We start from the raw sequence: 16,923 nt of genomic DNA on the forward strand, positions 1-16,923 counted from the left end.
TCATCACGGTCCCGCCGGAGCCTTCATGACTTTGCCTTGCCTCGTCGCCGCCCGCCGTTTCGACGCCGCCGCACACGCGCCGTTCTTTATCGGCGATGAACGCGTCGGCTGGATTCGCAAGACGGATGTCGCCTTGCTCGCGCGCTGGCCGGAAACGTTCGTAATTGGCGACGACGACGTGCGTCTGAACCCGTCGCTCGACGATATCGATAAGCGCAGCGCGGCGCTCGCCTCTGTCATCGCCGCGCTGCACGCCGACGGCAATATTCCCGGCTGGCGCGACGAGACCTACGCGATCCGCAATCATTTCGACGCCGCGCCGCTCGCGTTCATCGAACGCGCGGCCTCGCGCTTTTTCGGCACGATCACATACGCGGTGCATGTGAACGGCATCGTAAAATATCGGGATAGCGCGCTGCGGCTCTGGATCGCGCGGCGCAGCCACACCAAGTCGACCGATCCCGGCATGCTGGACAACGTGGTGGCGGGCGGCATCGGCTGGGGTTACGGGCTTATGCCGACGCTCGCCAAGGAATGCTGGGAAGAAGCGGGAATGCCCGAAGAGCTGGCCATGACCGCGACGCCGGGCGGCACGTTCCACGTCCTGCAATCGGCGCCGGAAGGCACGCAGGCCGAACAGATCTTCGTGTATGACATCGCGCTGCCGCCGGACTTCACGCCGCGCAATCAGGATGGCGAAGTCGCCCAACATCGCGAGGCGAGCATCGAAGAAGTCGCGCGCTGGATCGAAGAAGGCGAGATGACCGTCGATGCGAGCCTCGCCACGCTCGATTGTCTGCTGCGCCATCGCTGGATCGACGAAGACGCCTGCCAGGGCATCGAGGCGCTCTACGCGCCGCCGCCCGTTTAATCATCGAGCATCAACGCATTGAGGAAGGAGTAACCGGTTCATGTCGACCGAACATAGTTTTATCCTGAAGTTGTCGTGCCCGGACCGGCCGGGAATCGTGCATGCCGTCTCCGGCTTTCTGTTCGATCTCGGCGCGAACATTCTGGATTCGGCGCAATTCGGCGACAGCCGCACCGGCGAATTCTTCATGCGGGTGCATTTTCAGGAAGTGGGCGGCGATCCCGGCCTCGACGCGCTGCGCAAGTCGTTCGCCACGCTCGCCGATGAGTTCGGCATGCGCTGGGAATTGCACGATGCGCTGGCGAAACCGCGCGTCGTCATCATGGTGTCAAAGATCGGCCACTGCCTGAACGACCTGCTGTTCCGCTATCGCACGGGACAATTGCAGATCGAGATTCCGGCGATCGTCTCGAACCACAAGGATTTTTATCAGCTCGCCGCGAGCTACGACATTCCGTTCCACCACTTGCCGCTCAACGGCGGCACCGCGCAGGCGAAGGCCGCGCAGGAAGCGCGCGTGATGGAGATCATCGAGCAGCACGATACCGATCTCGTCGTGCTCGCGCGCTACATGCAGATTCTGTCGCCCGACATGTGCGACAAGCTCGCCGGCCGCGCGATCAACATTCACCACTCGTTCCTGCCGAGCTTCAAGGGCGCGAAGCCGTACTATCAGGCGTTCGACCGCGGCGTGAAACTGATCGGCGCGACCGCGCACTATGTGACGACGGATCTGGACGAAGGCCCGATCATCGAGCAGGAAGTGGAGCGCGTGGACCACAGCATGACGCCGGATCAATTGACGGCGATCGGCCGCGACGTCGAGTGCGTGACGCTCGCGCGTGCGGTGAAATGGCATGTGGAGCATCGCATCGTGCTGAACGGAAGCAAGACGGTCGTGTTCCGCTAGACGCTGCTGGACGCTGCTAGACGCCAAACGCACGAAAGCCCGCCGATCTTCGGATCGAGCGGGCTTTTTGCTTCTGAACGGCTGTGGTCAGACGAGCCGTAGATAGATCAGCTCGCGCTTGATGTACGCATAGAAAATCGGCGCGGCGATGACGCCCGGCAAACCGAATGCGGCTTCCATTGCCAGCATGGCGAGCAGCAGTTCCCACGCGCGCGCCTCGATCTGCCCGCCGATAATCCGCGCGTTCAGGAAGTATTCGAGCTTGTGAATGACGATGAGAAACGCGAGCGACGCGACCGCCGTGCCGAACGACACCGAGAACGAGATCGCGACAATGATGGTGTTCGAGATCAGATTGCCGACGACGGGCAAGAGCCCGAGGATGAACGTGATCAATACCAGCGTCTTGGAGAGCGGCAGGCGCTCATGAAAGAGCGGCAGCGCGACGAGAAGATAGAGCGCGGTGAACGCGGCGTTGATCGCCGAGATCTTGATCTGCGCAAACACGATGCGGCGGAACGCGTCGGCGAAACGGGAAACGCGCGTGACGAGCGCCGTCGAAAGCGGCAGCCGATGCGTCTGTTTCGGCGCGCCCACCGCGATGATCGCGCCGATGATCATGCCGATCAAAATGTGCCCGAAGCCGCGCGCCATGTCGCGGCCGCCTTCCTGCAATTGCTCCGAGTGCTTGCGCATGAGTTCGGCGGCGCGCTCCTTCATCTGGCCGGCGTCGACCGGCAGATAGTTGGCGATCCAGTCCGGCACGCGCAGCCGCGCATGCGACGTGACGCTCACCAATTGGTCGAGCAGCCGCTGGAGGCTCGGAACGTCGTGCTCGAAATGCTCGATGGTCGCAATGGTGAGGCCGGTCAGCCCGCCGATGATGATGGCCGAGATCAGCACGACCGCGATCAGCCGCGCGCCCTTGCTCATCACGTGCCGCTCGATGACGGGCGCGATCATGTGCACGAGCTGGAACACGAGCATGCCGGCGAGCAGCGCGCCCAAGAGCTTGAGGTGCAGCACGAGGAACATGGCGAGGAACGCCGCGATGTAACTGCCGATCTCCACGGCCGGGAGCTTGGGCAGGCTCATGTCGCTCGTCAGCCTGACGGGGCGCGCCGGCAAGTCCCGTACGCGTCGCTCCTCGTTGGCCGCTTCGTTGCGCTTCCCCATGACTGCGTTCCCTTTTCGCTGCTGCCTACCACGGTTGTTCTTGCCGCCGGGCTGCGGCGGTTGTCAGGCGGCCGACTTCGGACGCTGGAGCAGCGGCGCGAGGTAGCGGCCCGTGAAGCTCGCCTTCGACTTCGCGACCTGCTCCGGCGTCCCCTGCGCGATGATCTGCCCGCCGCCCGCGCCGCCTTCCGGACCGAGGTCGATTACCCAGTCGGCGGTTTTGATCACGTCCAGATTATGCTCGATGATGACGACCGTGTTGCCCTGATCTCGCAACCGGTGGATCACTTCGAGCAAGAGCGCGATGTCGTGGAAGTGCAGGCCGGTCGTCGGTTCGTCGAGGATATATAGCGTCCGACCGGTGTCGCGCTTGCTCAGTTCCAGCGAAAGCTTCACGCGCTGCGCTTCGCCGCCCGAAAGCGTGGTCGCCGACTGGCCCAGGCGAATGTAGCCGAGGCCCACCTCGAGCAGCGTCTTCAGCTTGCGCGCGACGACCGGCACCGCCTTGAAGAACTCGTGCGCGGCTTCCACCGTGAGGTCGAGCACTTCGCTGATGTTCTTGCCTTTGTACTGGATGTCGAGCGTCTCGCGGTTGTAACGCTTGCCGTGGCACACGTCGCAAGGCACATAAACGTCCGGCAGAAAGTGCATTTCCACCTTCAGCACGCCGTCGCCCTGACAGGCTTCGCAGCGTCCGCCCTTGACGTTGAACGAGAAGCGGCCCGCTTCGTAGCCGCGCTCCTTCGCGGCCGGCACGCCCGCGAACAGCTCGCGAATCGGCGTGAACAAGCCGGTGTAGGTGGCCGGATTCGAGCGCGGCGTGCGGCCGATCGGCGATTGATCGACGGCGATCACCTTGTCGAAGTGCTCCAGACCTTCGATGGACTCGTACGGCGCCGGCTCCGTCGACGAGCCATACAAATGCTGGGCGACCGCGTGCTGGAGCGTGTCGTTGATGAGCGTCGACTTGCCGGAACCCGAGACGCCCGTCACGCATGTCAGCAAACCGACCGGAAGATCGAGCGTGACGTGCTTGAGATTATTGCCGTGCGCCTCGACGATGCGCAGCCGCCGCTCGTCCGGCGCATTGCGCTTTTCCGGATAGCTGATCGTGCGTTTGCCGGACAAATACTGTCCCGTGATGGAATTCGGGTCTTTCTGCACCTGAAGCGGCGTGCCCTCCGCGACGATCACGCCGCCGTGCTCGCCCGCGCCCGGTCCCATGTCGACCACGTAATCGGCCATGCGGATCATGTCTTCGTCGTGTTCGACGACGATTACCGAATTGCCGATGTCGCGCAGATGCTTGAGCGTGTCGATCAGGCGGTCGTTATCGCGCTGATGCAGACCGATGGACGGCTCGTCCAGCACGTACATCACACCTGTCAGCCCCGAGCCGATCTGCGATGCGAGCCGGATGCGCTGCGCTTCGCCGCCGGAGAGCGTCTCCGCGCTGCGCTCGAGCGACAGGTAATCCAGCCCGACGTTATTCAGGAACGACAGCCGCGCGACGATTTCCTTGATGACCTTGTCGGCGATTTCGCCCTTCGCGCCGTCCAGACGCAGCGTCTGAAAGTAGCCGAGTGTGTCGCGCAGCGGCCAGCCGCTCACTTCGTAGATGCCGCGCGCCTGATCGCCCGAGCCGACTTTCACGAAGCGCGCCTCGCGCCGCAGACGCGTGCCTTCGCACGCCGGGCACGGCTGATTGTTCTGGTATTTCGCCAGTTCTTCGCGCACGGCGGTCGAATCCGTCTCGCGGTAGCGCCGCTCAAGATTAGGGATGATGCCTTCGAATGCATGCTCGCGCACCGAAGCGCGACCGCGCTCGTTGATGTACGAAAACGGAATGGCCTGCTTGCCCGAGCCGAAGAGCAGCGTCTTGCGCACTTTCTCGGGCAGTTCCTCGAACGGCGCGTCGATGTCGAACTCGTAGAACGCGGCGAGGCTTTGCAGCATCTGAAAATAGAACTGATTGCGCCGGTCCCAGCCCTTCACCGCGCCCGCCGCCAGCGACAGCGACGGATGCGCGACCACGCGCTTCGGATCGAAGAACGTGATCTGGCCGAGTCCGTCGCATTCGGGGCACGCGCCCATCGGGTTGTTGAACGAGAAAAGACGCGGCTCGAGTTCCTGCAGCGAATAAGAACAAATTGGGCACGCGAACTTCGAGCTGAAGAGCTTCTCGTGGTCCGTGTCCATTTCGAGCGCGATCGCGCGGCCATCGGCGAGGCGCAGCGCGGTCTCGAACGATTCCGCGAGACGCTGCTTCATGTCGGGGCGCACTTTCAGGCGGTCGATCACCACGTCGATCGTGTGCTTGTCGTTCTTCTTGAGCTTCGGCAGCGAATCGACTTCATAGATTTTCGCGACGCCTTCGTTCGCCGTGCCGCCGCCCGAGCGAATCCGAAAGCGGATAAATCCCTGCGCCTGCATTTCCTCGAACAGTTCGACGTGCTCGCCTTTGCGGTCCGCGACCACGGGCGCGAGAATCATCAGCTTGGTTTCTTCGGGCAGCGCGAGCGCCGCATCCACCATTTGCGAGACGCTTTGCGCTTCGAGCGGAATCAGATGGTCCGGACAATACGGCGTGCCGACGCGCGCATACAAAAGACGCAGATAATCGTGGATTTCCGTGACCGTGCCGACCGTCGAACGCGGATTATGCGACGTAGCTTTCTGCTCGATGGAAATGGCCGGCGACAAACCTTCGATCAAATCGACGTCCGGCTTTTCCATCAGCTGTAGAAATTGCCGCGCGTAGGCCGAGAGACTTTCCACGTAACGGCGCTGGCCTTCGGCGTAAAGCGTATCGAACGCGAGCGACGACTTGCCCGACCCGGACAACCCCGTAATCACGATCAGCTTGTGACGCGGCAAGTCGAGATTGACGTTCTTCAGATTGTGGGTGCGAGCCCCACGAATACGAATTTCTTCCACGAGTTTGTTCCGGCGACGAGCGGGGAATGAGGGGGGCCAAACCTGCTACTATAACGACTTTTGCAGGGCGCGGCGCCCGCGCACCCCGTGCCGCGGACGGGCCCAGGCCGCTTGCCGCGGGCCTTGCGGCGGTCTTGCCGGCGCAGCGGGCAGCGGCCATGCGGGCCGAGTCGTCCGCTGCATATGGTGCCGTTTCGAGCAAGAACAAGGCGGCCGCGCCTGACGTCGCAACAGGCCGGGCCAGACGCGACCCTCATTCATTTCCCGTCCCTGATGTCCAATCCGTCTGCCACGTCCGCACGTCTCTCCGCGCCGGAATTGCGCGCGACCGTGTCGCTCGCTGCCATCTTCGCGCTGCGCATGCTCGGTCTCTTCATGATCATGCCGGTGTTCTCGGTCTACGCGAAAACGATTCCCGGCGGCGACAACGTGCTGCTCGTCGGCATTGCGCTGGGCGCTTACGGCGTCACGCAGTCGATGCTCTATATCTTCTACGGCTGGATCTCCGACAAGCTCGGGCGCAAGCCGGTGATCGCGTTCGGGCTGCTGGTGTTTGCAATCGGCAGCTTCGTCGCGGCCGTCGGGCATTCCATGGCGTGGATCATCGCCGGACGCGTGATTCAGGGCATGGGCGCGGTGTCGTCGGCGGTGATCGCGTTCATCGCCGATCTCACGCACGAGGAAAACCGCACGAAGGCCATGGCGATGGTGGGCGGCAGCATCGGCGTGTCGTTCGCCGTGGCGATCGTCGGCGCGCCGATCCTTTTTCATTGGATCGGCATGAGCGGGCTATTCACGGTGATCGGCGCGCTGTCGATCGTGGCGGTAGGCGTGGTGCTCTGGATCGTCCCCGATCCGCCGGCGCGCCCGGTGCACGTCAAGGCGCCCTTCAGCGAAGTGCTGCATAACGTCGAACTGCTGCGTCTGAACTTCGGCGTGCTCGTCCTGCACGCGACGCAGACGGCGCTCTTTCTCGTCGTCCCGCGCATTCTGGAGGCGGGCGGGCTGCCGGTGGCGTCGCACTGGAAAATCTACCTGCCGGTCATGGGGCTCGCTTTCGTCATGATGGTGCCGGCGATCATCGCGGCCGAGAAGCGCGGCAAGATGAAGGCCGTCATGCTCAGTGCAATCGGGCTTATCCTGTTCGGACAGTTGTTATTGGGCGCGGCTCCCCATACGCTATGGTCCGTGGCCGCGATCCTGTTCGTGTACTTCCTGGGCTTCAACGTGCTGGAGGCGTCGCAGCCGTCGCTCGTGTCCAAGCTCGCGCCGGGCACGCGAAAGGGCGCGGCAGCGGGCGTCTACAACACGACGCAGTCCATCGGCCTCGCCCTGGGCGGCGTGGTCGGCGGCTGGCTGCTGAAGCTGGACGGACCGAGCGCGGTCTTCTTCTCGTGCTCGGCGCTGGTGCTGGCGTGGCTTGTCGTTGCAATGTGGATGAAGCCGCCGCCGCGCAAGGCCGGGCGCGCGGCTTGACGAGACGTTTAATCATTTGAATCGAATCAGACGTGCTGTCGGGCTTCGCATGAGAGCGACGCCTGCGCGAACAGCGCCGCACGGCTGACAGTAGGCAAAGAATCAACCGGAGAAATCATGGCATCTGTCAACAAGGTCATTCTCGTAGGCAATCTGGGCGCGGACCCGGAAACGCGCTACCTTCCGAGCGGCGACGCCGTGGCCAACATCCGTCTCGCGACGACCGACCGCTACAAGGACAAGGCGTCCGGCGAGATGAAAGAGCTCACCGAGTGGCACCGTGTCGCGTTCTTCGGCCGGCTCGCGGAAATCGTCAACGAGTACCTGAAGAAGGGCTCGTCCGTGTACATCGAGGGGCGCATCCGCACGCGGAAATGGACCGATCAATCGGGACAAGAGCGCTATTCGACCGAAATCGTCGCTGACCAGATGCAAATGCTGGGCGGACGCGGCGGTGCGGGCGGCGGCGACGATGGCGGCTACAGCCGCAGCGCGCCGATGGAGCGCTCCGGCGGCGGTGGAGGCCGGGCGCCTTCCGGCTCGGGCGGCGGACGCGCGGGCGGCTCCGGTGGCGGCGCGAGCCGTCCGAGCGCGCCCGCGGGCGGCGGCTTCGACGACATGGACGACGATATTCCGTTCTGATAAGCGCTCCGGCGCGCGACGCATCGGGAAAACGGGCCTTCTGCTTCTGGCAGAAGGCCCGTTTTTTATTTCTCTCAGTGTCTTTTGGCAAATTCCGACGAGCATTCGCTATTTATCGGCTGCGATTGAAAGGCCACTGGGTAAATCGCTGTCAAATGGCATGCATCGAAATGGGGCGTAATCGGACTAGTCCGATGGTTTCGAAATAGCGCACGTCTTATTTTGATGAAAAATATTCTGAAATGCTGAGAGAGCTATGTTTGCGTTTTGTCATCTTATTGCGGAAACGCAAGTCTGAGCGCACCGCAATCGAATCACGCCGCATGAATGCGTTCGTTTTCCGAGCGCGTCGCGGTGTTAATCCGCGCGCGATTCACGGGCGTTTAGATGTGGTAGGCGTCGAACGGCGCCGCTAAAACATGGATATAACCGGGGGCCTATTGATGCTTCGTGTAGTGTTGGCCGACGACCATCCTTTCGTAGTCCTTGGAATGAGGGCGCTTATCAATGCGGACGACGGATTATGCGTCACGGGCGAAGCGAAAAATGCCAGTACTTTGCTCACTGAGCTTCGCAACACGCCGTGCGACGTGCTCGTCACCGATTTCGCCATGCCCGAGCCGGGGCGCGACGCGCAGGACGGACTCTGCTTGATTCGCAAGGTCCGTCAGGATTGGCCAGCTATCGGCATTGTCGTGCTGACCAGCGTCAGCAATGTCGCCATTCTTCGCTCGATCCTCAATGCCGGCGCGATGGGCCTCGTCGACAAGGCCGAGCCCATTGAACTTGTCCCGACCGCCGTGAAGCAAGCGCGCGTCGGCCGCCGCTACGTGAGTGCATCGTTTCGCGCGGCGCTCGCGGACGCCGGCGCCGAAGCGCATTCTTCGCCCGATGCGCCGCGCCTCTCGCCGAGGGAAATCGAAGTGGTGAAGCTATTCGCGAAAGGCCGCTCCATTACCGAGATTGCGAGAGAGTTGCAGCGCGACGTGCGCACCATCAGCCGACAAAAACGCGATGCGATGAACAAGCTCGGCGTGAAGAACGATCCCGGACTCTTCGCGTTCATGCGAGCACGCGGACTATGCTGATTTGCGCAGGACCGCATTTCCAATTCGGATGCATCTTATGTCTTTTGGGGGGGTAGTGCCCGATGCTTATATTCGGGATCAGGTCTGCGTGTCGGACTTCATAACTAAGGGTTTGTGTCGATGGAATTCGGGAATGGTAGCGAGGTCTTCTCGCGTGCAAGGCGGATAAGGTTGGCAATAGCGGACGACCATCCGCTTGTCATTCTGGCAATTGAGCGGCTTGCGGAGAATTTTCCAAATGTGGAAGTCGTCAGCCGAAGCGCCAATTCCACCCAACTGGATGAGTCGCTGGCACGCGGCGATTGCGATGTCGCTCTCGTAGACTTTCATATGCCGGGTGGCCGATACGGAGACGGCATACAACTCATTCAGCACATCGCGCATTGTTATCCCGACGTTCGCACCATCGTGCTGTCGCGCAATGATAATGCCGCGCTTGTCAAGCAAGCATTGGACGCCGGCGCGCATGCGTTTCTGAGCAAGGAGGACCGGCTCGATCTCGTGTACGTCGCCATCGTGTCGGCCATCGCGAACGAAACGTATCTCGGCCCAGCCGTCCGCCGAACCATGGCGGTAGCGAGTGTCGAAAGCCGCGCACGCTTCATCCGGCAGCGCCTGACGACGCGGGAACTCGAAGTCATCGAGCGCTACGCGCGAGGCGCGAATGTGACTGAAATCGCAAAAGAACTGGACCGCAGCGTAAAAACCATCAGCGCTCAAAAATGCGCGGCCATGCGCAAACTGGACTTGTCGACAGACGCGGATCTTTACCGATTCATCGCCGACAGCGATCTGCTTTGAGAGCAAGCAGTAATCGCCTGAAAATAAAAGCGACTGCGGGGAGGCAACGCGCCGCCGGAAGGCCGGTTACTCGCTATTAGACCAATTAGATTGAAATGAGAGAACACTCGCCGCTGACGGCCATCGTTGCGGACGATCATCCCGCGGTCGTCAAGGGCATCACGACTTATCTGGAGCGGGACGGCGCAATTCGAGTGGTCGCGACCGCCGAGAATTCGTTGCAATTGGCCGAAGCGGTCGACTCGGTTTCGTGCGACTACATCTTCGCCGATATCGGCATGCAAGGCATCGACGGCGAGAGCAATTCCATCGCATTTCTCAAGCGCTTCCTGTGGCAGAAAAACCGGCCCCGCGTCATCGTCGTCACCATGATGTCGCATAACCGCATGCTCGCCGGTCTGATTCAATTGGGAATCGACGGCATCGTCGACAAGCGTGATTCCCTCGATTGTCTTCTCGAAGCAATAGCCGCCACGCGCAAAGGGGGCTGCTACCTCTCGCCTTCGGTGAGCGATGCGGTCGCCCGGCTACCCGGCACGGCGCCCGCGCTGGCCGGCGTACTGAGCAAGCGCGAGTGGGAAGTCTTCCGGCTGTACGCGAGCGGCCTCCTGGTGCATGAAATCGCCAGGCGCTTCGGCCGGAGCAGCAAGACAATCGCCACGCAAATGCGCAGCGGCATGCGCAAACTTGGGCTCGAGTCGGAAGGCGAACTCGTCGAATACTTGCGCCAGGTCGGGCTCGTCTAAGCAAGAAGCCGCATTTTCGGAGCGTCATAAGAAGTATTTCGGACGCCTCTGATTTTCCTCTGTTACACGCACGATCAGACTCTGAAGTTGGTCATCGCGATTGCTCGATGCAGTCCGCGTCATGAGGCAGCGCATCGAAACGCGCATCTTCTGAGAGAGTCGAATTGAGATCGTTGCTCGCACGCTGTTGGTTCGTCGTCAGCCTTCTAGTCTCGCCGCTATGCCACGCGGCTGAAGCAACGCAGTCGCGGCCTGCAAGCGCGCCGCTCGTGGCGGCCTGGGACATCAGCGCGCTTCGTTTGCTGCCTGTGTTGATCGGCATCGCGGCCGTGCTCGTCGTCACGCTGCGGGCCTTCATCCTCCTGCAGCGCGAGATGGACCGCCGCATCGAGACCGAGCAGCGTCTCGCCACCCAGTTGAGCTTTCAGCAGACGATGATGGAAGTCGTCCCGTACCCGCTCGTCGCGAAAGACATGAGCAACCGATACATCGCGGTGAACCGCGCCTTCGAGGCGGCGCTCGGCGTGCGGCGCGAAGACGTCATCGGGCGCACGAGCATCGAAGCGGGCGCGTGGGGCGAGAAGCACAGCCGGCTCGTGGACAAGATATCCGCGGCCACGTTGCAGTCGGGGCAAGGCCAGGAGGTCGAGGCAGAATTCGTCGATAATCGCGGCCGTTCGCGCTACGGACTCTTCTGGACAGGCGCCTTCTCGGCGGCCAACGGCGAGCGCATGGGGCTCGTCGGGACGATGATCGACATCACCGATATTCGCGACGCCGAAATGCACGCGCGCCAGACCGAACAGCGCCTGCATGACGTGACGCGGTCCCTGCCTGCGGTCGTTTTCCAGTTGCGCCGCACGAGCAGCGGCAAATACAGCCTCCCTTATATCGACGGTGACACGAGGCAGCTGCTCGACCTCGATCTGGCAGCGCTCGCCGCCGATCCGACCACGATCCTGCGGCACGTCGACGCAGAAGACAGCGGGCGGCTCTTTCGCGAGATCGAGGCGTCGTCGCGCACGCTGGATCCCGTGCACACCGAATTCCGTTCCACCGTGAAGGGCGTCACGCGCTGGATACGCGCGGATCTGGTCGCGCATCGCGAAGACGACGACTCCGTCGTCTGGAGCGGCTATTGGGCCGATGCCAGCGTCGAGCACGCGCGTGCCGAGGAGCTTGCCCGTGCGCGCGACGCCGCCGAAGCCGCCTCCCGCGCGAAGGACGACTTCCTCGCGATGATGAGCCATGAGATCCGCACGCCGATGAATGGCGTGCTGGGGCTCGTCGAGGTCATCGAGAACACGCCGCTCAATCCTGACCAGTCGCAAATGCTCGGCATGATTCAGGATTCGGCGAGCGCGTTGCTGCAAATCCTCGACGACCTGCTCGACTACACCAAGATCGAGGCGGGGCGGCTGGTCATCGAATCGACGCCGATCGACCTGCGCGAACTCGTCGACAGTGCCGTCGGCTTGCTGGCCGGGCGGGCGCACGAGAAAGGCTTGCGGGTGCGCGTGGACATCGCGCCGGAAGTCGCGGCGTCCGTTCGCAGCGACAGCGTGCGCCTGCGTCAGATTCTCTTCAATCTGATGAGTAACGCGATCAAGTTCACGATCAAGGGCGAAGTGTCGCTGCATGTGCGAGCGGTCGAGCAGCGTCCGACAGAACAGGTCGTCGAGCTGTGCGTGAGCGATACTGGCATCGGCATTGATCCCGCAGCGCAGGTGCGGCTCTTCGAACCGTTCGTGCAGGCGGAGACGTCCATTACGCGCCGCTTCGGCGGCACGGGGCTCGGTCTCACGATTTGCCACCGGCTCGTCGACCTGATGGGCGGCACGCTCACGCTGCAAAGCCAAGTAGGCGTCGGAACGTCGATGATTGTTCGCCTCAAGATGCCGGTCGAGACTCAGCAGTATCAGATGGAAGGCCTGCGCGGAAGGCGTGGCATCGTCGCGATCGACGACACGCGCGTCGCGGCGGCCTTGCTCGGGCACGGCCAAGCGCTCGGAATCGAGCTAGAACGTATGGAACCTGACGATCCGCGCTTGCGCCGGTTGCAAACGTTCGATGGCGTCGATCTCGTCTTTTTCAACGATACACGCAAGGACGCGCTGCCGCTCGGCTCGCGCGTGATCCATGTGACCGAGAAGCCAAAGCCCACGGGCTATCGCATTCTCGAAGACGACATTCGCGTCAGCGTGAATCCGCTATCGTGGCGCGGCCTGGGCGCCGCGTGCGTGGCGGCACTCACCGGCATGCCGCAGGTCGCGGCGCACGGCACACTCGGCCAGGAGGCGCGCATGGAAGCGCCCGGCCGCGAAGACGCGCTGCACAACGGCAAGCTCGTGCTTGTCGCGGAAGACCATCCCGTGAATCAGGAACTGATACGGCATCAGCTTTCGCTACTTGGATTCGCGTGCGATGTCGTGCAAGACGGTGCCGAAGCGCTGGCCGCCCTCGAGACGACGCGCTATGGCTTCCTGATTACCGATTGCCACATGCCGAACATGACCGGCTACGAGTTGGCGCGGCGCGTGCGGGCAAAAGAACAGGGCACGTCGCATCACCTGCCGATTCTCGCCATCACCGCGAGTACATGTTCCAGCGAGGCGACGCGATGCCGCGAAGCCGGGATGGACGATTTCCTCATCAAACCGACGCGGCTCGCGACATTGCGCGAGCATCTGAATCGCTGGAAGGCGTCGACGCGTCCGGAGCGCAGACACGAAGCGCAGAAGCAACGCGCGGTGGAAGCAACCCTCGACCGCGACGCCGAGATAGACCTGAGCGGCATGGCGCAACTCTGGGGCAGCGAGGCTACCGTAAAGGCATTGCTGGATGCCTTCGTCACCTCGTTCCGCGACGACCTCAAGGCGCTCGAGCCGTTGCTGGAGCGCGGCACGGTCGAGCATCTGCGCGAATGGCATCACCGGGTGCTGGGCGCGGCGAGCGTGCTGCAATACAGGCCGTTGCTGGACGCGATCGAAGAATTCCGGCGCGATCTGCCGAACAAGAGCCGTGAAGTCAGACGGCGGGAAGGGCTCGCGTTGATCGCGCGCTGCACCGAACTCCTCGGGCGCATCGAGGCGCAGTGCGCCGCTATCCAGTGAACATGCTCATTCCGATGCAGGGACGGGACCCGCTTCCATAGGCGCGCGGTCCCGAAAGTACGACAAGGCGAAGTCCACGAATGAACGCGTCTTCGCCGAGACGTGCCTGCGGCCCGGATAGACGATGGAAACTTCCTTGTCGGCATCCTTGAGCCGATAGCCGGCGAAGAGCCGCACGAGCGCACCGGCCTGGATATCGCGTTCCACGTAGCTTTCGGGCAGCACGGCGATGCCCATGCCGGACATCGCAGCCTGACGCAACATCGGCGAGCTGTTCACCGTGTACGCCGGATCCAGCGAGACCTCTTCCGGCACGCCCGAAGGACCAGTGAAGGTCCACGTCGAGCCGTGTATGTCCGCTGACGGCGCAAGAAAGTCGTGCTTGGCGAGCGATGACGGCCGCGCGGGCGTGCCGTGGCGCTCCAGATAGTCCGGCGACGCGACGACCGCCGCCGCGACCTTGAAGAGCGGTCGGCTGATGAGCGTTCCGCTGTTGACGAGATGCGGCACGACAATGCCGGCGTCGAAGCCTTCATCGACGAGATCGACCGGACGGTGCAGCAGCGTCAGACGCAGCTTCACGCTCGGATAGCGGTCGCGAAAGGCGCGCAACATGGGCGTGAGTTCCAGCAACGAGAACGATGCCGACGCCACGAGCTTCAATGTCCCCGACGGATCGACCGAGCTGTTCGCAACCGATGCCTCGATCGTTTCCACCTGTTCGATGACCGCGCGACAGCCGTCGGCGTAGCTCTTGCCGGCTTCGGTCAGCGACACGCTGCGCGTCGTGCGGTTCAGCAGACGCGTATTGAGATGCGCTTCGAGCAGCGAAACATAGCGCGTGACGACCGCGTTCGAAAGATCGAGCGCCGCCGCCGCGCGCCCGAACGACTCGGTTTCGGCGACTTTGAGGAAGACGCGCATCGCTTGCAGTTGATTCATGGTGAGACGAAATGCCGAGCGATGCGGGACGCTCTTTCCCTGATGGTCATGAGCGGAAGAAAGCGCCGCTCTCGCGTGCGCGATGTTAGTGGGGCGCGAGATGGAAGGTAATCAGAGTAGTCCGACTGTTTGGGCGTGTGGTGTTCGGGCCACTGTCGCATGTCCGCAACTGAACGCATAGGCCGGCGCGCGCGGCAAGATTTTGGTGAGGTGGTAAGTGCAAGAAGCCTAAGCGTTTACTCATATTGAAATTCCATTTTTTGAATTGTTCGAAAAGATTTTTGTGTGTCCTTGGGCTGGTCGGCGGAAAGGCGAGCCATACACTTTGGGCTGCCGAATAACGGTAGAAGGCATGCGGCGGGAAACCCTTCCGAGATGCCGAGACGCCGCGAGCAACCCTATCGAGTCGTAAGACTCTTTCTAAGGAACACACAATGAAGAAGACTCTGATTGTTGCGGCCGTCGCCGCTTCGTTCGCAACTGCCGCGAGCGCGCAGAGCAGCGTTACGCTGTATGGCTTGGTCGATGCTGGTCTCACGTTCGTGAACAACGTGCAAACGCCGGACAACGCCGACCACTACAAGACGAACTCGTGGAGCATGAGCGGCGGCAACGTGCAGATGAGCCGTTGGGGCCTGCGCGGCGCCGAAGATCTGGGCGGCGGAATGAAGGCGATCTTCACGCTGGAGAATGGCTTCGATGTCGCTAACGGCAAGAGCGTGGATACCCGCATGTTTGGCCGCCAAGCATATGTCGGTTTGTCGACGCAAGCTGGCACCGTGACGCTCGGCCGTCAGACCGACGCGGTCGCCGACTACCTCGGCCCGCTGAGCGCAACCGGCTCGTGGGGCGGCACGTACTTCGCGCACCCGGGTGACCTGGACAACCTGGACGGCAACGCATTCCGTGTCAACAACTCCGTCAAGTTCGTGAGCGCGAACTACGCTGGCTTGTCGTTCGCAGGCGCCTATGCGTTCTCGAACGGCGCGGGCAGCTTCGCGGACAACCGTGCGTACAGCCTGGGTGCTGGCTACGCGAATGGCCCGTTCAAGATCGGCGCAGCGTACACGCAAGCGAACGGCTTCAATGCGACGAACAACGGTGCGATCACGGAGAACGTTCCCGCTGCCGATGCGATCTCGCCGATTCAGAACACCGAGCGCCTGCGCACGTTCGGCGCGGGTGGCAGCTTCTCGGCCGGCGCGATGACGTTCGGCCTGCTGTGGACGCAAACGCGTGAAGACAACAACTCGATCGAGAGCTACTCCAGCATCGTCAATAACTACGAAGTCAACGGTCGCTATGCGCTGACGCCGGCACTCTCGCTGGGTGCTGCGTACACGTTCACTAACGCGAAGACCAACTTCTTCGGCAACACCGACCGCGCCCGCTACCACCAGTTCGGCTTGCAGACGGACTATGCTCTGTCCAAGCGCACCGACATCTACGCTGAAGGCGTTGTGCAGATCGCTAGCGGTTCGGACGGTTACACGCCGTACGCCGGCATCAACGGCGCGCCGGGCGGCCCCTCGTCGAGCAACCGTCAGGTTCTCGTGACGACGGGTATCCGTCACCGCTTCTAAGCAGTCTCGGCAGTATCGAGCTATAGCTAGCTAGCAGAGAAGGGCGCCGCGAGGCGCCCTTTTTCGCATCTGCGCGTGGTTCGTCCACTGCCAAGTGCGTCCCGACTCCCAATGCACTACCATGAAGGCGCGGCGGACGCGTCGCCATGAAAACGGAGAACCGGGAAATGATCTCGACACACAAGCCGCATCTGCTCTACTGCGCAGCCATCGCCGCCGCAATGCTCGCATCGACGATCGCGCATGCCGATACCGTCGCGCTGAAGGCGAATCTTCAGCCGTCGAGCGAAGTGCCACCGCGCGTGAGCAAAGGTCACGGCACGCTCGATGCCACCTTCGACACGAATACCAAGCAACTCACCTGGACCGCGACGTACGCCGACCTTTCCGGCCCCGTCACGATGGCGCACTTCCACGGCCCCGCGCCAGTCGGGCAGAACGCGAAAGTGCAGGTGCCCGTCGATAAACGCGCCCTCGCCAGCCCGATGACAGGGCAGGCCACGCTCACGGAACAGCAGGTTTCCGACTTGATGGCCGGGCAGTGGTACTTCAACGTTCACACGCAAGAGAACCCGACCGGCGAGATTCGCGGTCAGGTCATGCCGTCGAACTAACGTGAATCGCGAAATCGGAGGACA

General features: G+C 62.4%; 13 protein-coding genes. 10 read left to right on the top strand and 3 right to left on the bottom strand.

Annotated elements, in window-relative coordinates; all coding sequences use genetic code 11:
• Positions 1–25 precede the first annotated feature (25 nt).
• Both JYK05_RS01225 and purU read left to right on the top strand, forming a co-directional pair.
• Positions 26–871 (top strand): NUDIX hydrolase family protein, encoded by an 846-nt coding sequence (locus JYK05_RS01225; RefSeq protein ID WP_206467453.1) that lies wholly within the window; start codon positions 26–28, stop codon positions 869–871.
• Between the two features lie 40 nt (positions 872–911).
• The gene (gene purU / locus JYK05_RS01230; RefSeq protein ID WP_175939348.1) at positions 912–1,781 is read left to right on the top strand and encodes a formyltetrahydrofolate deformylase; all 870 of its coding nucleotides are present in this window, start codon (positions 912–914) and stop codon (positions 1,779–1,781) included.
• Positions 1,782–1,868: 87 nt separating this feature from the next.
• On the opposite strand, the gene JYK05_RS01235 is transcribed toward purU, so the two are convergent.
• Both JYK05_RS01235 and uvrA read right to left on the bottom strand, forming a co-directional pair.
• Positions 1,869–2,957, bottom strand: coding sequence for an AI-2E family transporter (locus tag JYK05_RS01235; protein WP_175939350.1), 1,089 nt, complete (start codon positions 2,955–2,957; stop codon positions 1,869–1,871).
• A gap of 63 nt (positions 2,958–3,020) precedes the next feature.
• Complete coding sequence (uvrA, locus tag JYK05_RS01240; protein WP_206467454.1) at positions 3,021–5,894, bottom strand: excinuclease ABC subunit UvrA; 2,874 nt, start codon at positions 5,892–5,894, stop codon at positions 3,021–3,023.
• Between the two features lie 273 nt (positions 5,895–6,167).
• On the opposite strand from uvrA, the gene JYK05_RS01245 reads away from it, so the two are divergent.
• The 6 genes from JYK05_RS01245 (at position 6,168) to JYK05_RS01270 (ending at position 13,760) form a co-directional block, all read left to right on the top strand.
• Positions 6,168–7,370, top strand: a complete 1,203-nt coding sequence (locus JYK05_RS01245; protein ID WP_206467455.1) for an MFS transporter — start codon at positions 6,168–6,170, stop codon at positions 7,368–7,370.
• Between the two features lie 117 nt (positions 7,371–7,487).
• Positions 7,488–8,012: a single-stranded DNA-binding protein gene (locus JYK05_RS01250; RefSeq protein ID WP_206467456.1), complete on the top strand. Its 525-nt coding sequence runs from the start codon at positions 7,488–7,490 to the stop codon at positions 8,010–8,012.
• 443 nt (positions 8,013–8,455) lie between these two features.
• Positions 8,456–9,100 (top strand): response regulator transcription factor, encoded by a 645-nt coding sequence (locus tag JYK05_RS01255; RefSeq protein ID WP_175939358.1) that lies wholly within the window; start codon positions 8,456–8,458, stop codon positions 9,098–9,100.
• A gap of 120 nt (positions 9,101–9,220) precedes the next feature.
• Positions 9,221–9,901 carry a response regulator transcription factor gene (locus JYK05_RS01260; protein WP_175939360.1) on the top strand — a complete coding sequence of 227 codons (681 nt, stop codon included), beginning with the start codon at positions 9,221–9,223 and terminating at the stop codon, positions 9,899–9,901.
• A gap of 95 nt (positions 9,902–9,996) precedes the next feature.
• Positions 9,997–10,647: a response regulator transcription factor gene (locus JYK05_RS01265; RefSeq protein ID WP_206467457.1), complete on the top strand. Its 651-nt coding sequence runs from the start codon at positions 9,997–9,999 to the stop codon at positions 10,645–10,647.
• 269 nt (positions 10,648–10,916) lie between these two features.
• Positions 10,917–13,760, top strand: coding sequence for an ATP-binding protein (locus tag JYK05_RS01270; RefSeq protein WP_371826393.1), 2,844 nt, complete (start codon positions 10,917–10,919; stop codon positions 13,758–13,760).
• A gap of 6 nt (positions 13,761–13,766) precedes the next feature.
• Here JYK05_RS01270 and JYK05_RS01275 read toward each other — a convergent pair whose 3' ends face one another.
• Positions 13,767–14,702 carry a LysR family transcriptional regulator gene (locus JYK05_RS01275; RefSeq protein WP_206467459.1) on the bottom strand — a complete coding sequence of 312 codons (936 nt, stop codon included), beginning with the start codon at positions 14,700–14,702 and terminating at the stop codon, positions 13,767–13,769.
• Positions 14,703–15,136: 434 nt separating this feature from the next.
• On the opposite strand from JYK05_RS01275, the gene JYK05_RS01280 reads away from it, so the two are divergent.
• Positions 15,137–16,285, top strand: coding sequence for a porin (locus JYK05_RS01280; protein WP_175939368.1), 1,149 nt, complete (start codon positions 15,137–15,139; stop codon positions 16,283–16,285).
• A 167-nt stretch (positions 16,286–16,452) separates the two neighbouring features.
• Positions 16,453–16,899 (top strand): CHRD domain-containing protein, encoded by a 447-nt coding sequence (locus JYK05_RS01285; protein ID WP_206467460.1) that lies wholly within the window; start codon positions 16,453–16,455, stop codon positions 16,897–16,899.
• The last annotated feature ends 24 nt before the right edge of the window (positions 16,900–16,923 follow it).

Source organism: Caballeronia sp. M1242, assembly GCF_017220215.1.
Classification (GTDB): Bacteria; Pseudomonadota; Gammaproteobacteria; order Burkholderiales; family Burkholderiaceae; genus Caballeronia.